The organism is Paraburkholderia sp. GAS42 (assembly GCF_050436565.1).
Lineage (GTDB): Bacteria > Pseudomonadota > Gammaproteobacteria > Burkholderiales > Burkholderiaceae > Paraburkholderia.
This window is the reverse complement of record NZ_JBNDML010000007.1, coordinates 148,730-168,649: the sequence shown is the minus strand read 5'-3', so window position 1 is coordinate 168,649 and position 19,920 is coordinate 148,730. Positions and strand designations below refer to the sequence as shown.

Annotated in this window: 7 protein-coding genes; all 7 read left to right on the top strand. The window is 62.1% G+C overall.

Annotated elements, in window-relative coordinates:
* Positions 1–927 precede the first annotated feature (927 nt).
* The 7 genes from P3T16_RS13095 to P3T16_RS13065 are packed head-to-tail and all read left to right on the top strand — an operon-like array spanning position 928 to position 18,949.
* Complete coding sequence (locus P3T16_RS13095; protein WP_429342621.1) at positions 928–1,149, top strand: helix-turn-helix domain-containing protein; 222 nt, start codon at positions 928–930, stop codon at positions 1,147–1,149.
* The gene (gene pglW / locus P3T16_RS13090; protein ID WP_429342620.1) at positions 1,146–5,423 is read left to right on the top strand and encodes a BREX system serine/threonine kinase PglW; all 4,278 of its coding nucleotides are present in this window, start codon (positions 1,146–1,148) and stop codon (positions 5,421–5,423) included. The genes P3T16_RS13095 and pglW overlap by 4 nt, the downstream gene beginning before the upstream one ends.
* Entirely contained in the window at positions 5,420–9,169 is a 3,750-nt protein-coding gene (gene pglX / locus P3T16_RS13085) for a BREX-2 system adenine-specific DNA-methyltransferase PglX (protein ID WP_429342619.1), read from the top strand. Before pglW ends, pglX begins: the two co-directional genes overlap by 4 nt.
* Positions 9,170–9,199: 30 nt before the next feature.
* Positions 9,200–12,904: a phage resistance protein gene (locus P3T16_RS13080; protein WP_429342618.1), complete on the top strand. Its 3,705-nt coding sequence runs from the start codon at positions 9,200–9,202 to the stop codon at positions 12,902–12,904.
* Entirely contained in the window at positions 12,901–15,600 is a 2,700-nt protein-coding gene (gene pglZ / locus P3T16_RS13075) for a BREX-2 system phosphatase PglZ (protein ID WP_429342617.1), read from the top strand. Before P3T16_RS13080 ends, pglZ begins: the two co-directional genes overlap by 4 nt.
* Positions 15,597–16,907, top strand: coding sequence for a BREX system ATP-binding protein BrxD (gene brxD, locus P3T16_RS13070; protein ID WP_429342616.1), 1,311 nt, complete (start codon positions 15,597–15,599; stop codon positions 16,905–16,907). Before pglZ ends, brxD begins: the two co-directional genes overlap by 4 nt.
* Positions 16,904–18,949: a DEAD/DEAH box helicase gene (locus P3T16_RS13065; protein ID WP_429342615.1), complete on the top strand. Its 2,046-nt coding sequence runs from the start codon at positions 16,904–16,906 to the stop codon at positions 18,947–18,949. Before brxD ends, P3T16_RS13065 begins: the two co-directional genes overlap by 4 nt.
* Positions 18,950–19,920: the final 971 nt, after the last annotated feature.

Genomic DNA, 19,920 nt, shown 5'->3' with positions numbered 1-19,920 from the left:
AATCGGGGGCCGGTGTTTGGTCCGTGCCTTCCTATCTCATTCGTGGTGGCGCGCGGTGGAGCTTGTGGGCAACGGCCGACCTGTTGGCAAGGTGGGGCAGCCAGAAGGGTTGTCCCGTCTTGTCAACAGGGGAGCGCGCAGCGCTCAGGACGGAAACCCGCGTAGCGGGTTTGTCCATAAATCCACGGCGGTAGGGTGTGACAGGGTTGCGATCGTTCCCGCGCCCGAGCATGGACAACAGCGCTGCCCACCCCGCCGATGGCGTGGACAGCCGCTTCGCGGTATCGCAGTTGCCCACACTCTCCCCGCGGACCTTTGCCTGCGGCCTGACGCGCCCTGCGGGCTTGCCCAACGTTGAGATTACCAACCTGCAAAACCGGCGCTGTCAGCGCGGCACGTCGCAGTGCATGGTTAGCTGTTCGGAATTCTTGAAAGTTAAGGGTATCTGCTCACTTCACCAAGACGGCGGAGGGATCTGCAGCCCGACCAACCTGAAAACTAGATGTGATCCATCGCGAGTCGTCCCGTCAGGATTAGTCACTGAGCGGCCAGACAGAATCGATTGCGTCGTTCTAGCGCTGAAAGTGCCACTCAGCCGTTGAAGTTACCCTGTCTAATCTTTGTCGCGCGCCGACTCCAAGCGCTCGGGCGAGACATTGATGTGCAACCCAAGCTGCCTAGCAGTCCCGAATGGCAGGCGCATCACCACATCGGCGCCTCCCTGTTTTCGTGTGTGTAGTTCCACGCTGGCGCTGCATAACGCCAGATAAACCCCGCCCGCTTCGAAAACCTCTTCGTAGAAGCGCCAGACGGAAGCTGCGCGAGCCGCCGTGCACGCAAGTGGGGGCCCACCCGCATTTCACGCGGGTTGTGCGCAGATGAACATTTTGCTATTCTGCGCATCACCCCCGGAAAAGCAGGCGAATTATGGTCCGCTGTCATCTATCGACCCTTATGGGCCGCGACAAGCTTCGCATCTCTGACGTTTCGCGACTCACAGGGTTGAATCGGAGCACCGTCAGTTTCTTGTACAAGGAGACTGCGACGCGGCTGGACTTGGCCGCCATCGATGCCTTGTGCCGACTATTTCAATGTCAGATCGGGGAGCTGTTTGAGTACGTGCCTGACTCCGAAAGGAGTTCTGCGTGACGCTTAGTGCATCCCGATGGCACGTCATTGCTGAATCCAGCTTCTCTTGGGAGCGCGAAGCCCTTGAATGGCTGCGGGCCAACCTGCCCGACCGCGATTCGTGGCACGTGTGGACCAACTTCGAGTTCATCGACGAAGAGGGCAAGGTAAGCGAAGTCGATGCACTGGTGCTGTCGCCCGCCGGACTCTTCCTGGTCGAGGTCAAAAGCCGGCCGGGGGTGCTCCGTGGTGACACCCATAGCTGGACGTGGACCACCGACGGCCGGTCGTCCACTTACGACAACCCGCTGATCCTGGCCAATCGCAAGGCGAAGCGCTTGGCCAGCTTGCTGCGCCGCCAGCCGGCCATCATCAAGGCCAAGATCCGGTTGCCTTTTGTAGAGCCGGCCATCTTCTTGTCGTCCAGCAGCTTGGCATGTCAGCTTGAGGGCTTGGCCAAGAGCGCCACGTTCCAGCACGGCCGGCCGGGAGCCATGGACGATCCCGGCATCGTCGGGGCGCTGAGCAATGGCATCACCACGAGGGCGACCACGCCCGTCGACACCACGCAGGCCCGCGCCATTGCCAGAGGCCTGGCTGAGGCGGGCATTCGCACGTCCAACAAGCATCGCCAGGTCGGTGACTACAGGCTGATCAAACTCATCGCCGAGGGCGAAGGCTTCCAAGACTGGGAGGCCAGCCACGTAAGCATCGACACGGTGCACAGGCGTGTGCGCATCTACACCGTGGCCACGGCTTCCAGCCCGGAAATTCGTGCGGCCCGACTCCGTCAGGCACGCCGTGAGTTTGAGGTCCTCGAGGGCATCGATCACCCAGGCATCCTGCGCGTCAAAGACTACAAGGAAACTGAACTTGGCCCGGCGTTGATTTTCGACCACGATCCCAAGGCAGTCCGGTTAGACCACCTGCTTCGAGAAAAAGGCAAAACGCTCACTGTGACACAGCGGCTGCAGTTGGTTCGTGACGTAGCCGAGACGCTGAAGTATGCCCACGCCAACCGCCTCTACCACCGTGCTTTGGGTCCGCAAAGCATTCTCGTTCACGGTGCGGACAGCGGTGCCATGCACCTGCGCCTCATGAATTGGCAGACCGCGTCGCGCAACGTCGGGGGTTCGGCTGCGCCCGACACAATTCACCGCACGACTGGGACACGCCACGTTGAGGACTATGTCGAAGACCCCGGGCTCATTTACCTTGCGCCCGAAACCACGCGGGCCGACCCTGCACAAGGCGCCAGCCTCGACGTGTTCTCGCTCGGCTGCATTGCCTTCTACATCTTCACCGGACAACCTCCGGCGGAGTCAACGCTGGATCTGTCCGAGAAGCTTCGTATTGGTCAGGGCTTGAGGCTCTCCGACACGATGGACGGCTGCGGCGCGCGCCAGCAAGACCTGATCCAGTTCGCCACCTCGCCTGATCTGCTGACGCGTTATGACACAATCCAGGGCTTCCTCGACGACCTCGACCTCGTCGAAGACGAGCTGACCACACCGGATCCCGAAGTCACCGTCGACCCCAGCATCGCCAGCGCGGGCGACCGGCTTGACGGCGGTTTCACTGTTGTCAAACGCATGGGGCGTGGCTCGTCCAGTGATGCCTTGCTGGTACGCCGCGATGGCAGCGATGACGAGGCCATCCTCAAGGTGGCCTGCGATGTCGCCCACAACGATCGACTGGTTGCAGAGGGCGAGGTGCTTGCCCGCCTGCACCACCAGAATATCGTGGCCCACCGTGAGACGCTTACGGTCGCCGGGCGAACCGCGCTGCTCCTCAAGAGCGCTGGCGCCAAGACGTTGGCGGAGAAGCTCAAGGACGAGGGGCGCCTGTCGCTCGACATGCTGCAACGCTTCGGCGAAGAGCTGATCGAGGCCGTCAGCCATCTTGAATCCGAAGGCGTGGCGCATCGCGACATCAAGCCCGAGAATATCGGCATCTCTGAGAACCGCAGCGGAAAGTTGCAATTGGTCCTGTTCGACTTCTCGCTGTGCCGCACGCCGGCCGACAACATCACGGCCGGGACCCACCCTTACCTCGACCCCTTCCTTTCGCTGCGCCGGCCGCCGCGTTGGGACCTCTACGCCGAGCGCTTCGCCCTTGCCGTCACGCTTTACGAGATGGCCGTGGGTCAGCCGCCGGTGTGGGGCGATGGCCAAACGTCTCCGGCCATGCTTGATGTTGAAGCCACGATCGAAAGAGACGTCTTCGACCCTGTCACGCGCGAAGGCTTCGCCAGCTTTTTCGAGAAGGCGCTCAGGCGCGACTTCCGCGAGCGTTTCGACAACGCCGAGGACGTGCTCCGCGCATGGCGCGCCATCTTCGCGGCGCGGCAGACGGTCCACCCTATCGAAGCAGCGCCCGCCAGCGGCCTGGCCGCCATTGCCCTGACAGCCACCCCGCAGACCACGATGGCAGAGTTGGGCTACAGCCTGGAAGCCCAGGACGTGCTTGAGCGTATGGGCGTGCACAACGCCCGCGAGCTGTTGGCGGTGGACCGCATCCGCTTTCGATTACTTAGGGGCGTTGGGGACAAAATCCGCAAGGAAATCCGGCTGACGGCCAAAGAACTGGCGCGCCTGCGGCCAGACCTCACTCAGGGCAGAACCGTCGCGCACGACGCTGACGAACAGGTTGAAGGTGCAGTCAGCATCAACGAGCTGGCCGCTCAACTGCTGCCTCGTCGCCCGGCAGGCGACGACCGGCCGGAAGAAGCGGCCCTGGCGCACTACCTGGGTCTGGACGACGCGGTGAGAGCCGGTACCTGGCCCAGCCTTGGTGATGCCGCGCAGGCCGGCGAAGTGGATCGGGGTACGCTGACGGCGACCCTGATCAAGGCCCGTGAACGGTGGCTCAAGAACCCGGCCTTCACGGAGCTCCGTCATCAAATTGATTCGCTCGTCCGCGGCCAGGGCAGTGTGATAAGTGCGCAGGAAGGAGCGCTTGCTCTGCTGGCCCTGCGTGGCTGCGCTTCACAGGATGACACTGAACGGCTGCGGCAGGCCACCGCCGTCCTGCGTGGCGCGGCGGAGGCCGAGGCTCACCTCGATCGTCCACGCTTCGAGGCATTCGACCATCAACCGTCCATGCTGATCGCCAGCGCCGCAGCCTGGGCCGACTACGCGCGCCAGCTGGGCAGCGCGGCAGATGCCTGCGCATTGGCTGACCCGTTGTTGCCGCCTGCACGTGTGCTTGAGATGCTGGAAGGCGTGGCCCTACCAGCGGCCGAACAGCCCGGCGGCACCGTGCCCACGCCGCTGACACCCACCCGCCTGCTGCGACTGGCCGCCTCGGCATCCCGCAAGGCCGCTGTCTCCAGCCGGCAAGAAATGTACGCTCGGGGCATGGCGCCTATCCAGGCACTGCGCCAGTCTTTGGGTGCCTTGGTGGGGGCCCCCGAGCTTCGCGTAAAGGACATCCAGGATCGCGTCCGTGGCCGATACCCCGAGGCATCGGCACTGCCTCATCGCCCCGGTCTGGATCGCCTGCTGGAAGAGGCCGGCGCGCCCTTGGCCTGGGATGTCACTGCGGCCGATGGTCGTGGCGCATACAGGCTGGCCACCTTGGGGCGCGGGCAGACGGCAGGCACCACTACCCAGTTTTCTCGCCACGCCACCTCACTGACCAACCATGTAATGGGAGATGGCGATGTGGCCCAGGCCGCCGCCGTTGAGGAGCGCCTCGTGCGTTCACTGGACCAAGGCGGCATGCTAGCGCTGACGGTGCATCCTCGCCTCGCGCGCCACGCGGAGGCCGAGCTGCTGCACCGCTTCGGCAACCCCGCCACATCTGCCGTGGCCGTGAAGCGCGTCAACTTCGACGCGCTGCTGCTCGTGTCCCTGCGTGAACAGGCCCAGGCCGCACGAGTGGACTGGAGCGTCGTTCTTGAAGCCGATGCCGCTGACCGCAGCAGCCGGCACTGGATCAACCTTCAACGCCTGGTGCAGCGCGCATTGCCGGCGGTGCGAGCCGCCTTGCTGAACAGCCCATCGCCCATCCTGCTGGTGTGCGTCGGGCTCCTGGCCCGCTATGAGTTGATGAGCCTCGTCACCGAACTCGAACAGTACGCCGGCCGGCCAGGTCACACGCCCAGCGCATGGGTGCTGCTGCCCTCCAGCCACCAGGGGCTACCTGTCATCGACGGCGTGGCCGTGCCCCTTGTCAACAACATCAACAATACCCGCGCCCTGGCATTGCCGCAGGCTTGGGTCGAAAATAGACACCGGGCCAAGACGGGCAGCCATGCCAGTCCGTCCGTAGCCGGAAAGCTTCCACAGTGATCAACGCCCCCCAACTACTGTCTGACCTGACCAAGCTGCTCAAACGCCTGGAAGGCGATCTGCGGCAACGCATCGAAGAGATCGCCGAGCTCAAGATCAGCCTGCAAGCCGAATGGCAGGCTGCCCGCGATGCAGACCGCTCGGCCGAGACCTTCGAGACTTGGGCTGACCAGGTTATCACCCAGGCCGGCGTGCATTGGTTGTTGAGCTGTGTATTCTTGCGCTTCATCGAGGACAACCAACTGGTCGATCGCCCCTGGCTGGGCGGCACGCCGGAATCAGGCCGCCTGGCACTGGTGCGCGACCGGCACGAGGCCTACTTCCGGGCCCACCCGCTGGAAAACGATCGTGACCACCTGTTGTCCGCCTTCCGCGAGGCGGGCACGCTACCCGGCCTGCACACCTTCTTTGACGAGGTCCACAACCCGGCCTTCCGGCTGGGCATCAGCGGCGACGCAGCCATGGCGCTGCGCCAGTTCTGGCAGCAGGTGGACCCGAACACCGGCACGTTGCTGCACGACTTCACCGACCCGGCTTGGAACACCCGCTTCCTAGGTGATCTGTATCAGGACCTGTCCGAGGCCACCCGCAAACGCTACGCGCTGCTGCAGACACCGGAGTTCGTCGAGGAGTTTATCCTCGACCGCACCCTGACGCCGGCCATCCGCGAGTTCGGGTTCCGCGAGGTACGTATGATCGATCCCACCTGCGGATCGGGCCACTTCTTGTTGGGTGGCTTCTACCGGCTGCTGGCCGAGTGGCAGCGGAACGAGCCCGGCCGCAACCCGGTGGATTTGGCGCAGAAGGCACTGGATGCCGTGGCGGGTGTGGACCTCAACCCCTTTGCGGTCGCTATTTCCCGCTTTCGCCTGTTTGTGGCTGCTTTGCAGGCATCAGGTGTGCAGCGTCTGGCCAATGCGCACGACTTCAAAGTTTCAGTCGCCATCGGCGACAGCCTGTTGCACGGCACCCGTTTCGGCCTGACGTACAGCCAAGAGTTGTTTGACGCTGGCGAGAGCCATGCCGACACCGGCTTGGCCCATGCCTACGCAAGTGAGGACCTGAGCGAAGTACAGCGCATCCTGAGCCGCCAATACCACGCGGTGGTAGGCAACCCGCCTTACATCGTCGTCAAGGATGCGGCGCTCAATGCGGCCTACCGGCGCCAGTACGCCAGCTGTCATCGCCAATACTCGTTGGGCGCGCCGTTTACCGAGCGCTTCTTCGAGCTGGCGGTGACGGGGGCAGATGGGCGCAGCGCCGGCTATGTGGGCCTGATCACGGCCAACTCATTTATGAAGCGCGAGTTCGGCAGCAAGCTGATCGAGCAGGTGTTGCCCCGGTTGGACCTGACGCACGTGGTGGATACCTCCGGCGCCTACATCCCCGGCCATGGCACGCCCACCGTTATCCTGTTCGGTCGCCATCGAGCACCGGTGGATGAGAGCGTGCGCACAGTAATGGGCATCAAAGGTGAACCGAGCGCCCCGGCCGATCCGTCGCAAGGACTGGTGTGGAGCGCGATTCTTGGGCAGATTGACCAAGTTGGTAGCGAGAGCAATTTCGTCAGTGTCGCTGACACGTTAAGGCCCACGTTTGGCAAGCACCCTTGGAGCATTGGGGGCGGTGGGGCGTCTGAAATGCGAGAAGCATTGGAAGAGCGCCGTGCGACGCTGAAGTCATCGGGCGCTGATCTGGGCTATCTCGTAATCACTGGCGAAGACAACTGCCTAATGTTGCCGAACAGCGCGGTTTCGCGGCTCGGTTTTTCTTGCAGTAAACCGATTGCGGAAGGCGACTCGGTCCGCGACTGGCGCGCCGACACAGACCTCAGTGTGCTGTGGCCTTACCTGCCAGTCGGTGGTGACCTTCCGCCAGAACAGGCCGAGGCTCATGTCCGTGGCTTGTGGTCGTATCGAACATCGCTCAAGGACCGCAAAGCCTTCGGCGTTCCCGTCGAGCAAAAAGGCTTACGCTGGTGGGATTTGCGCGAGGTCTATGGAACTCGGCTCGACCGTCCGCTAACGATTACCTTCGCTGAAGTCGCCACCCACAACCACTTCGTCCTCGACCGCGGCGGTAAGCTCTTCAAGCAGACCGCGCCGGTCATCAAGTTGCCCGTTGGCCGTAGCGAAGACGAGCACTTGGGACTGCTCGGGCTGCTGAATTCGTCGGTGGCGTGTTTTTGGTTGAAGCAAGTATGCTTCAACAAGGGCAACGGTGGCATCGGCGGAGGCATCTCCGACGAGAAGTGGGAGCTTCGATACGCGCACAACGCATCGCAGGTTGCCGAGTTCCCGTTGGTTGATTCCCGCCCACTCGACATCGCCGCTCGCGTTGACACCCAATCCCACCAACTCACCGCCGTTCAACCCGACGCACTGCTGGCGCACAGCGCGCTACCCACCCGCGCCAGCCTGGATACCGGCCGCGACCAGGCTGCCCAGCTGCGCCGCCAGATGATCGCCGGCCAGGAAGAGCTGGATTGGCGCTGCTACCGGCTCTATGGCCTGTTGCCCGCCAGCGTGACTGCGGACGAGGTGGAGTTTCACGCCCCGGTGGAAGTGGCGCTGGGCGAGCGTGCATTCGAGATCGTGCTGGCCCGTCGCGTGGCCGCCGGTCGGGAGCAGACCACGTGGTTCGAGCGCCACGGTTCAACGCCCACCAGCGATATTCCAGAGCATTGGCCCGAGGGCTATCGCCGCGTAGTGGCACGCCGCATCGAGTTGATCGAAAGCGACAAATCCATCTGCCTGATCGAGCGCCCGGAGTTCAAGCGACGCTGGAACTCCCCGCGTTGGGAAGACCTGGAACAAACCGCTCTGCGCGACTGGTTGTTGGCTCGGCTGGAAGCACCCGCGCTGTGGCCTGCCAGTGCCGATCAACCGCCCGAACTCAGCAGCACCAGCCGCCTGGCCGACGCGGTGTCCCGTGACGAAGACTTCTTGCAAATCGCCGCACTGTACGCCGGCCACGCCGACTTCGACCTGCCTCAGTTGGTGGCTGAATTGGTGACCGGGGAAGCCGTACCGGCCCTGCCGGTGCAGCGTTACACCGAGACCGGCCTGCGCAAGCGTGCTCAGTGGCAAGACACCTGGGCCCTGCAGCGCCGTGAAGACGCCATCGACGCTCAGGTAGTGGCCAACAACGGTGACAGCTGGCGCGCCGAGTTGGCCGACCTCGCCCGAACCTCCTTCGGAACTGACACCTCCGAAGACGCGCGTGCCTGGATCGAGAAGAAGCTGGCCGAGGAGATCAAGCGTCACCAGGACGAGCGCAAAGTCATCGAGGTGGGACCCATCCCCGTGCCACCCAAGTACCAGAGCAAGGACTTCCTGAAGTCCGACTTCTGGCGCCTGCGCGGCGCGCTGGACGTTCCCAAGGAGCGCTGGATCAGCTATCCCGGCTGCGAACGTGGCTCAGACGGCAGCCTGGTTATCGCTTGGGCGGGCTGGAACCACTTGCAGCAGGCGACGGCACTGGCCGGCTACTACATGGACATGAAGGACAGCGAAGGCTGGGAACCGGCGCGCCTGCAGCCCTTGCTGGCCAGCCTGCTGGAACTGGTGCCCTGGCTGGAGCAGTGGCACAACGAACTGGACCCGATGTTCGGCGAGCGCATGGGCGACTATTACCGGGGCTTCGTCAGTCAGGAAGCGCGCGAGCTCGGCTTCACGCTGGATGACCTGCGCGCATGGAAGCCCGCCGTGGTGGCGGCAAAGCACGGTCGTCGCAAAGTCAGCTGATCGCCCGCGAGAACACAAGGAAACACAACAATGACGCTGCTGAAAGACCTCATCGCTATCCCCGAGCGGGTGCACCAGGGCGACTTCGTCCTGCAACTGTCCAAGGGCGTGACCGAGCCCGAGCAAACTCTACGTGACTACGTCGTCACGCCGCAATTGGTGGATGCCTTTGCCAATGCGCTGGGCTTCATCCAGCAAGCAGTGCAAACCGGCGGCAGCAAGGCCGCCTACCTGCATGGCAGTTTCGGTTCAGGTAAGAGTCACTTCATGGCTGTGCTGAACCTGCTTCTGGCTGGCAACACCCAAGCCCGCGCAACCCCTGATCTGGCTGATGTGGTGGCCCGCCATGCTTGGACCGAAGGGCGGAAGTTCTTGCTGGTGCCATACCACATGATCGGCGCGCGGGACATGGAGTCGGCCATTCTCGGCCAGTACGCCGAGTTCGTCCGCAAGAAGCATCCGGATGCACCGGTGCCGGGCTTTTATCTTGCGGAAGGCCTGTTCAAGGATGCCAGCGAACTGCGGGACCGCATGGGGGACGACGCCTTCTTTGCCAAGCTCAATGATGGGGCCATCAGTGGTAGCGGTGGAGGCGGTGGCTGGGGCGCATTCGAAAGTGGCTGGGATGCCATTGCCTTTGAGGCTGCGATGCTGGAGGCGCCCAACGGCGAAGAACGCTCGCGCCTGGTAGGAGATTTGATCACACAGTTCTTCTCGGCGTACCGGTCCTTGGCGGGCAGTGGCGAGTCATTCGTGTCGCTCGACGATGGTTTGAGCATCATGAGCCGGCATGCCAAAGCTTTGGGCTACGACGCAGTCATTCTGTTCCTGGACGAACTGGTGCTGTGGCTGGCCAGCCATGCCGCCGACGTCAACTTCGTTAGCCGCGAGGGCACCAAGCTGGTCAAGCTGGTGGAGGCCACCAATGCTGACCGGCCCATCCCGCTGATCAGCTTTGTAGCGCGGCAGCGTGACCTGCGTGATCTGGTGGGTGAGAATCTGGCGGGCTCGGTGCAGGTGCAATTCGGCGATGTGCTGAAGCACTGGGAGGCACGCTTCCACCGCATCACCCTGGAAGACCGCAACCTGCCGGCTATCGCCGAGAAGCGGGTGCTGCGCCCGGTGGATGAGGCTGCGCGGCAGACGCTGCAGAGCACTTTCGACGACGTGCTGAAGATCCGCAAGGACGTGCTGGATACGCTGTTGACCACCACGGCGGACCGGGAGATGTTCCGCAAGGTGTACCCGTTTTCGCCGGCTTTGGTCCAGACCTTGATTGCCGTATCGGCTGCCCTGCAGCGGGAGCGCACGGCGCTCAAGCTGATGCTTCAACTGCTGGTGGACCGTCGAGCAGATCTTGAACTTGGCCAGCTGATTCCCGTGGGCGACCTGTTTGACGCCATCGCCGAGGGCGATGAGCCCTTTAGCGAAGGCATGCGCCTGCACTTCGAGAACGCCAAGCGTTTGTACAACCAGCGCTTGTTGCCCATGCTGGAGCGGCAGCACAACGTCACCTGGGAGGCCATCAAGCTGGGCCAGGCCGACCCCGCGGCGGCGAAAAACCTTCGCAACGATGCCCGTCTGTTGAAGACGCTGCTACTCAGCGCTCTGGTGCCGGAAGTCGAAGCGTTGAAAGCATTGACCGGCCCTCGATTGGCGGCTCTGAATCACGGTACGTTCAAGTCGCCGATTCAGGGACGTGAGGGTGCTGACATTATTCGCAAATGTCGCGATTGGGCCAGCGAGATCGGAGAGATCAAGATCACCGAAGACTTGCAGCCGGTGATCTCGCTGCAGGTGACCGGCATTGACATCGAGCCGATCCTGCGCGCGGCCGAGGCCAATGACAATCCGGGCAACCGCCGCAGGCGGATTCGTGAAGCGCTGTTCAAAGAACTGGAGATCGCAGACACGGGTGACCTGTTCAACACCTACGAGTTCAACTGGCGCGGCACGCGACGTGAAGTCGAACTGCTGTATGAGAACGTCCGCGAAATGACTGATGAGCGTCTGCGTGGTCGGTCGGGCACGTGGACGGTGGTGCTGGACTTCCCGTTTGACGATCCGAACTTTGGCCCGGCCGACGATTTGGCGCGACTCACGGAATACCGGGGAGGGGACACCAAGACCTTGTTGTGGATTCCTTCCTTCCTGAGCAACAAGGCGCTGGCTGATCTGGGCCGCCTGGTCGTGCTGGACTACATCCTCCAGGGGGATCGCTTCGAGACCTATGCGGGTCACCTGTCGTTTGTGGATCGCGTGCAGGCGAAAGCGTTGGCCCGTAATCAGCTTGACCAACTGCGCATCAAACTGCGTTCGCAGCTGGAAGTGGCCTATGGCATTAGCACCGAGCCCCGCGACGCGGTCAGCAACCCGCTGACGGCGGACCAGCAGTTCCGCTCGCTGGACCCGACCCTGTCGCCGCGGCCGCCGGTGGGCGCGGACTTCAAGTCTGCGTTCGAGAGTCTGCTGGGGCAGTTGTTCGCCCATCAGTATCCGGCCCACCCCGAGTTCGATACCGAGATCAAGCCGATCGTCATTCGCAAGATCTGGCCGGAGGTGCAAAAGGCCATCGAAGCACCGGGGCACCGCGGGCTGGTTCAGGACGCCGGCATCCGCAAGCTGGTGCGTGCGGTGGTGAACCCCTGCCAATTGGGGCAGATGGGCGAGACACACCTGTTGATCGAGCCACATTGGCAATCTCGCTTCTCGCAAAGCCATGCGCGCGACGGCGGCGGCCCAATTACCGCGGCCAAGTTGCGGCAGTGGATCGACACACCAACGCCCATGGGGCTGCCGCTTGAGTTGCAGAACCTGATCATCCTGGCTTTCGCTGCGTCAACCAACCGCCGCTTCACGATGCGTGGTGGGCCCTTTGAGCCATCGGTGGACAGCTTGCCTGACGAGCTGGAATTGCGGGAGCAATCGCTGCCCAATACCGGCCACTGGGAGATCGCGCTACAGCGCGCGTCCAGCTTGTTTGGCCTGACCTTGGGCCAGACGCTCAATGCCGCCAACGTGGGAAAGTTGGTGGATGAGGTGAAGCAGCGGGCCGGTGAGAAGCGGGATGTGGTGACGCACCTGGTGGTCCAGGTGCGAGATAGGTCGAGTCGCTACGCAGCTGGCGCGACGGGAGCTCGCCAGCAAACCGCAGAGTCTGCTCAGGCGTTGTTAGCCGCTCTGACCCAAGCTACCGAAACTGACGTTGTTGCATCGCTTGCGACTGCAGATCTGCAAACCTCGGAGGCCGCCGTTGGCCGTACCTTGGGGCAGGCGAAGGCCTGTGCTGATGCACTGACTTCGGGTAATTGGCAGCTCTTCGATGGAGTGCGAAATCTGCAAGACCATCGGGCTGAGGCCGCGCAGATTATCGTGAGGCGCCTCGCTGAAGTGCTGACCAGCGACGAGCACGTGATTGCCTTGAAAGGCCGGCTCGATGAGCTGGGGCGCGATGCCATGCAACTGCTGACAGCTCCCGCCCCTACGCCTGCGCCGACTCCTGTTCCAGCCCCCACGTCCACGCCGGGTGTGCCGGCACCCACACCGGCACCTGTGACGATCTCACCGCTACCGGCCAACCTAGCGCCACAAATAGTGGATGAGAAGCAGGAATTGCACTTGAGTGGCACAGATGCGGTGGCTGCGCTGGAAGAACTGAAGGCGCGCGTGGCCAACGAGCGTGACCTGGAGTTGACACTTAGCTGGCGCCTGCTGCGCAAGGGAACTCAGCTATGAGTTTGTCAACGCCGCAGATCACGGCACAGCTCGAACGGGTGCTGGCGAGCGACCCGACGGCGCAGGCCATCGCGATTCGCGCGGGCGCCAAGCAAGTTTGGCCTGATGTCGTCTCGCAGCATGGCCGGCAATTTAAACTGCGTTGGTGCGAGTCGTCGCTGGCCATCCGCGAAGCTCTGTGCGAATTCGAGCTTCAGGACCCGGCCGAGTTTGGTATGGTCGTCATCACACCCTTGTCGACGCACGAAGTTGCTGAAGACATTGCTGCGCGGCTCGCCCGAGCCCGTGTGTTCCAGCCGGAGGGATGGGACATCGTTCGATTGATGTTCGAGGCCAAGGAGACCGATGCCCGGCTCGGTAGATTTGCCTGGATGCCACAAGCATTGATCGATGGTGCATCACAGGGAGCCTATCAACCTGTAGCCAATGGATTCCTCGATCTGGAGACGGCTTGGCGAGAGGTGCTCGCGCGGTTTCTCGGGATCGAGACGGCACGGCCGGACGCCGTGGCATTGCTCCGGTGGTCGATCACCCCGGATGCAGACCCGAGGCTGGGTCCCTTGCCCGTATCGATGCGATCGGACATCGTATCTTGGCTTGCAGAAGCTGCCGGCATGGCGGGCGCCATGGTGCTGGGTTGCGTTGAAGCGGCCTGCACAAGCGATGCGCTGCCTTTGGGACTAGTCAGTGGCGTCATCTTCGCCGCCGATGGTGAGGGACAGGTCGCACTGGGCCAGGCGGCGATTCGCCTGGAGCGCTTCGTAAACGACAGGCATGTTGGCGTCGCTGAAGGCCGGGCGTGGGCTACCGCGGCGGAACAAGCGGTTCGGAGCTTGGGCTTGGAGGCCTGCCGGCCCATGCTGGATCGTGCCGATGCCTTGTTGCGTGACCTTCGCATTTCCGAGTTTGCACAGCTGAGCGATGTGCTTCCGTCGGCGCTTGATCAGCGCTTGACGGGGTTTGCCCTAGCGTTGAGCGCTCACGCCGTCGAGCCCAGTGAGGGTAATCTCGAGCAGGTAGAGGTTCAGGCCGATCGGGCGCTCAAGCATGCGCTGATGAACGACCAGAAGACGCGCATGGAGCGCGTCGAGATGGCGCGACGCCTGGCGCGTTGGCTGCTCAGCCCGATGGCCTCTGGGAAGTCACTGCCCGACTCGGTCGAATGGCAAGCCGACCAAGGCGCCTATGTCGACTGGGCCAGGTTCAGGCTCCTGGGCGGAGACGAGCTGACTGAACTGTCTGACGCCTATGCTGCATGCCGGCAGGCGGCCATTGCTCGACGCGACACGTTCGCCAAACCATTTGCCCACTCTTTGATGCAATGGAATGCACACACGTCGGCGGACAACGGGCGCGTCGTTCCGCTTGAGCGAGTTCTGGACAAGGTGCTGGCTCCGATTGCGGCAGCGCAGCCGACGCTGTTACTGGTGATGGACGGCTTAAGCAACAGCATTTTTCGCGAGCTGTTCTCTCGGGTGGCCGGGCAAGGCTGGACAGAGCTGGTGCCAACGAATCTGGGTAAACCGCTGGTTGGCGTCGCAGCGGTCCCCACCGTCACCGAGGTGAGTCGCGCCAGCTTGTTGTGTGGCCGTTTGACGATTGGCACGCAAGGGCAGGAGAAACCGGGATTCGCAGCTCACGCGGCCTTGCTGGCGCACAGTCGGGCTGAACAGCCACCGAAGCTCTTTCACAAGGGAGACCTGACTGATGCTGGCAATCTCTCTCCGGAGGTCAGGGCAGCCATCTCTAATCAGCGCCAGCGGGTCGTGGGCGTGGTCTACAACGCGATCGATGACCATCTCAGCGGTCCCGACCAACTCAACCAGCGCTGGGCTCTGGAAGACCTTCGGCACTTGCTGCCCTTGTTACGGGAAGCCCGGGAAGCCAAACGCGTGGTGGTGATCACTGCGGATCACGGCCACCTGCTGGAGGATGGGACGACTTTGGTTCCTGGCGGTGAAAGTGACCGTTGGCGGCCGGGCAAGACCGCCGCGTCTTCACAGGAGGTTGCGGTCAGTGGCGGGCGGGTAGTCACCGGTGACGGTTCCAACGCGGTGGTCTGCCTGTGGGGAGAAAGTAGCCGCTATGCGGGTCGCAAGAACGGCTACCACGGCGGGATATCGCCCCAGGAGGTCACGGTGCCGCTGAGCGTGTTTGTTCCAGTGGGGGCAAGCCTTGCGGGTTGGAGCCCTGCGCCACCAAACCTGCCGGAATGGTGGGAGCTTCCGCCCATCCTGCAGGCCAGGAAGTCCGCAACTGCGGTGCAGCAGCCAAGGCCGACTCGCAAGAAGTCAGCGGAGACGGAGGCGCAGCCTGGACTCTTTGCGTTGGTCGATTTGCAGCCCTCAGCAGCGCAGGAGGGGGCCGTTTATGACTGGATCGGCGGGCTGTTGTCCAGTCCAATCTATGCGTCGCAGCGGCAACTGGCGGCACGTGTGGCTTTGCCAGACGACAAAATGCGATTGCTGCTAGAGGCGCTTGCCGAGCGTGGCGGGAAGCTATCCCGGACGGCATTGGCGAATCGCCTTGCGCTGGTAGAGGTGCGTATAGGGGGGCTGCTGAGTGCAGTTCGGCGCATGCTAAACGTAGACCAGGCGGCGGTGCTCACTGTCGATGAAGCTACTGGCTCGGTCGAACTTAACATTGCCTTGCTGCAGCAGCAGTTCAAGTTGCCCCGCACAGGAGAGGCGCGATGATCAGTGAAGCACGCAGGGAGGACATTGTCAGTGCGCTACGCCGCGGCACTGTGCCAGGCAGTGGCCTGGATGCCTTGGCCGTAGGCATTGAGACCTTTGGACCCACGCTCACCGAAGAGCTTGAATCGGTGGCTTCCGGGCGCGGTGGGTTCAAGGCAGTGCGTGGCGAATACGGCACCGGGAAGACGTTCTTTGGCCGCTGGCTGCAAGAGCGCGCCCGCTCGCGAGGCTTCGCGGCGACCGAAGTTCAGATCAACGAAAGCGAGACGCCGCTTCATCGGCTAGAGACCGTCTACCGGCGGTTGGTGGAACACCTCGGCACGGCTGACATGGCCGGCGGCGCATTCAGAGGCGTGATCGACGGATGGTTCTACGCCCTGGAGCAAGATGTCCTGGCTGACCCGGCCGTGGACCCGGACGATGCTCAAGGCTTGCTGCAGCGAACGGATGCGCTGATGGAAGCGCGACTCAGTGCCATCAGCAAGACGGCGCCGGCCTTCTCGGCAGTGCTGCGCACTTACCGGCAGGCATCGGCCAACAACGACGGCATGCTGGCCGACGGCCTGATCAGCTGGCTGGCCGGCCAGCCCAACGTGGCGGCCAGCGTGAAGCGCGCAGCCGGCATCAAGGGCGATTTGGATCACTTTGGCGCAAGCAACTTCCTCGTCGGCATGCTCACTATCCTGCGGGACAGCGGCTTTGCCGGGCTCGTGATGGTGCTGGATGAGGTGGAAACGCTTCAGCGCATGCGCACCGACACGCGCGAAAAGGGTCTTAATGCGCTGAGGCAATGGATCGACGAGATCGATGCAGGCCGCTACCCAGGTCTATATCTGGTGATCACCGGAACCCCTGCGTTCTTTGATGGTCCGCAGGGCGTCCAGCGGCTTGCGCCGCTCGCTCAACGGTTGCATGTGGACTTCGGTACGGACCGCAGATTCGACAACCCCAGGGCGGTCCAGATCCGATTGGCGCCTTTCGACCACAGCGCACTGCTGTCAGTGGGGCGCCGTGTGCGCGACATTTACGCGGCAGGGCGCGAGCACGAGCAGCGCCTTCGCGCCGTTGTCGATGACAGCTACCTGGATGCCTTGGCACGGGCTGTGGCGGGTGGTCTTGGAGGGAAGGTGGGCGTGGCGCCGCGCCTGTTCCTGAAGAAGCTCGTCGCAGATGTACTTGATCGCGTGGATCTGCATGCGGACTTCGACCCGCGCCAGCACTATTCGCTGACCTTGGCCGAATCTGAGATGTCTGCCATCGAGCGGGCGGCGGCGAGCGCAAACTCCGTGGATGACATTGAGCTGTGAGCGAATTCGAGCAATTGCACCCATCCCTCCAGTACCACGTGGTCAACACGTTGGGCTGGAGCACGCTGCGTCCCACGCAGTTGGCTGCAATCCCGCCGATTCATGCCGGTTTGCACTGCCTGCTATTGGCGCCGACAGCCGGTGGTAAGACAGAAGCGGCCGCCATCCCCATCCTGTCGCGGATGCTGAAGGAGTCCTGGCCAGGTACGAGTGTCCTGTACATCTGTCCCATCAAGGCCCTACTGAACAATCTTGAGCATCGGCTGACCCACTACGCAGGGCTCGTGGGGCGCACGGTAGAGGTCTGGCACGGCGACGTGTCGCAGTCACGCAAGAAGAAAGCGCTGAAAGAGGCTCCGGACATCTTGCTGACAACGCCGGAATCGCTCGAGGCGATGCTGATTTCCGTCAGAGTGGACCGCCCCACATGGTTCGGGAATCTGCGTGTCGTGATTGTCGACGAGTTGCACGCCTTCGCCGCTGATGACCGTGGCTGGCACATGCGCTCGGTGTTGCGTCGGCTAGAGCACTACACGGAACGACCGCTCCAGCGAATCGGCTTGTCTGCAACCGTCAGCAACCCGGCCGAGTTGCTGGATTGGTTCGCCCCCGTAGGAGAAAGGTGTGTGGTTGGTAGCGCCTCGGTGAGCATTGATGCCGATGTCACAATTGACCATGTCGGTACGCTAGAAAATGCGGCGACCGTTATTTCGCGCTTGCACCGCGGCGAAAAGCGCCTGGTGTTCTGTGACTCACGCAGCAGCGCGGAGCAACTGAGCAGCATGCTGCGAGCGAGGCAGGTGCGAACCTTTGTCAGCCATGCGTCGCTCAGCGCGTCCGAGCGCAAGCAGGCCGAAGCTGCATTCGGTGAAGAGAAAGACTGCGTGATTGTCGCGACATCTACGCTGGAACTCGGCATCGATGTCGGCGATCTAGACCGCGTAATTCAGATCGACTCTCCCTCGACGGTGTCGTCGTTCCTGCAGCGCATGGGTCGCACCGGTAGACGAGCAGGCGGCCGGCGCAATTGCCTGTTCTTGACGACCAGCCAAGACGCCTTCCTGTTGGCGCTGGGCGTCACGCGCCGCTGGTCTGAGGCTTGGGTCGAAGCCGCGCGCCCGCCAGAAGAGCCTTGGCACATCGCCGCGCAGCAGATTCTCGTGGCCACATTGGAACGCGGAGAGTGGCCCCTGAATGAAGTTGTCGCTCTGCTAGCACGTTGTTTTCCCGAATTGTCGCCTGACAGAATTAGATCGCTCGTCCGTCACATGATTCACGAGGCCTACCTGGATAGTGCGGAGGGCCTTGTCCGCATTGGACCGCGTACTGAACGCGAGTTCGGCCGAGGCCACTATCGAGACCTGCTGGCCTCATTCAGCGGTGCCCAACTTCTGACCGGGCGCTGCGGCAGTGCGGAGGTCGGCTATATCGACCCGACGGTGCTGACGGGTGAGGCTCGTCCCCGCCTTCTCTTGCTGGCCGGTCGCAGTTGGCTTGTAAATGAGATTGACTGGGGCAAACGCACGGTCTGGTTGGAACCCGCGAAAGAGGGAGGCAAAGCCAGATGGATGGGCAGTGCGCGCAGCTTGAGCCAGATTGTCTGTCAAGGCATTCGCGCGGCACTTGCCGATGGCGCAACACTTGGCGTGCACTTATCTCAGCGGGCAAAGATCGAGTTCGCAGCCTTGGCGGAAGAGCTGGCAATTTCGGCGGATTCGCAATTCATGTCAAGGCTTGAGGGTGGACAGGCGCGCACTTGGACGTTTGCTGGTACCAAGATAAACCGGACCTATGCCCGGGCTGCTGGCAAGGGCGGCACGCGCGTTAAGTTTGATGCGTTGAGTGTTCAAGCGCCGGCGGCAACCTTGTACCTTGGGCTTTGCCGGGGCGCGACTCCACCACTGACAAGTGAAGAGCAAGGAACCTTTGCCGACGGGATCAAGTTCGCTTCCGCTGTCCCATCCGATTTACTTTATCGGACCATTCTTGCTCGGAATTTTGCGGTACCCGTTGAATCCGAACAGCCCTACATGGGGGCCTAGTCACTGTCTTCCCAGGGGAGCCAGTCATGGGTTATCTATTCACGCGGAAGCGGTTGTATGAGGGAGTCTGGGCTGGTCCAATCACAACGCTGGCAAAATCGGTGGCCATCTCCGACGTCGGGCTCACTCAATTCGCGTTGGTCTCAAAGCCAACGAAACCGGCCTCAATGAGCTTTACGCACAATTAGCATTTTCGAACTGTCCTCGTAAACATCTGGAAGGTCTGCTTCGAAGAAATGCAGGATGAAGGCCACCCGTAATTTTTGGCGACTATAAAGGAATCCACTAATTGCGGGACAGTATTAATCATTTTGCTAATAATACGATGGGGATCGAGATGAATCTTAAAATCGTCGTTGTCTTGGTGGCCTCTTTCATGTCATCTGCAGCGTTAGCCTGCACGGCTACCAACGAAACTGGAGGGAGTTGTTCCGTCGATTCGTGCCCGGACGGGAGCCACCCACAGTGTCAAAATGTCGCCGATGGGTCCACTCCAGTTTGCGAATGCGCGCATAATTAGATAACTAAAATTGCTTTCGTGAGCACAATGAATCATTGTGCTTTTCGTATTTAAGTTGTTTCTGAGGCTTGCTATGTCACCTACAGTGCGTCGAGTCGTCGGAGTAGTAGCGGCAAGCGTTTTCAAAAAATTATTCTTGCGTTGCTGCAATCGGAACCTGCCATGCCGAGCCATATTGGGATTGGTCGGCGTTATCGGGTTATCAGTTTTGCTCTGGGCTCCACCCGCTGCGGCCGACCTTGAAATCAGCGGTAAAGTAGGGCCAGAAAAGTACGTTGAGCCGAGAAACTGGAACCTATACGACGGAAAAGAACATACAATGAATCGGCAAGGCTGGTTGAACAAGGTGCCTGTTAAGTCTCCGAATGACGACCCCGATTGTGGGGACGAGCTTCATGCACACTGTCACGAGATGTGCGTGGAAGTTGACCTCTCAAAGTATCATGTAGAG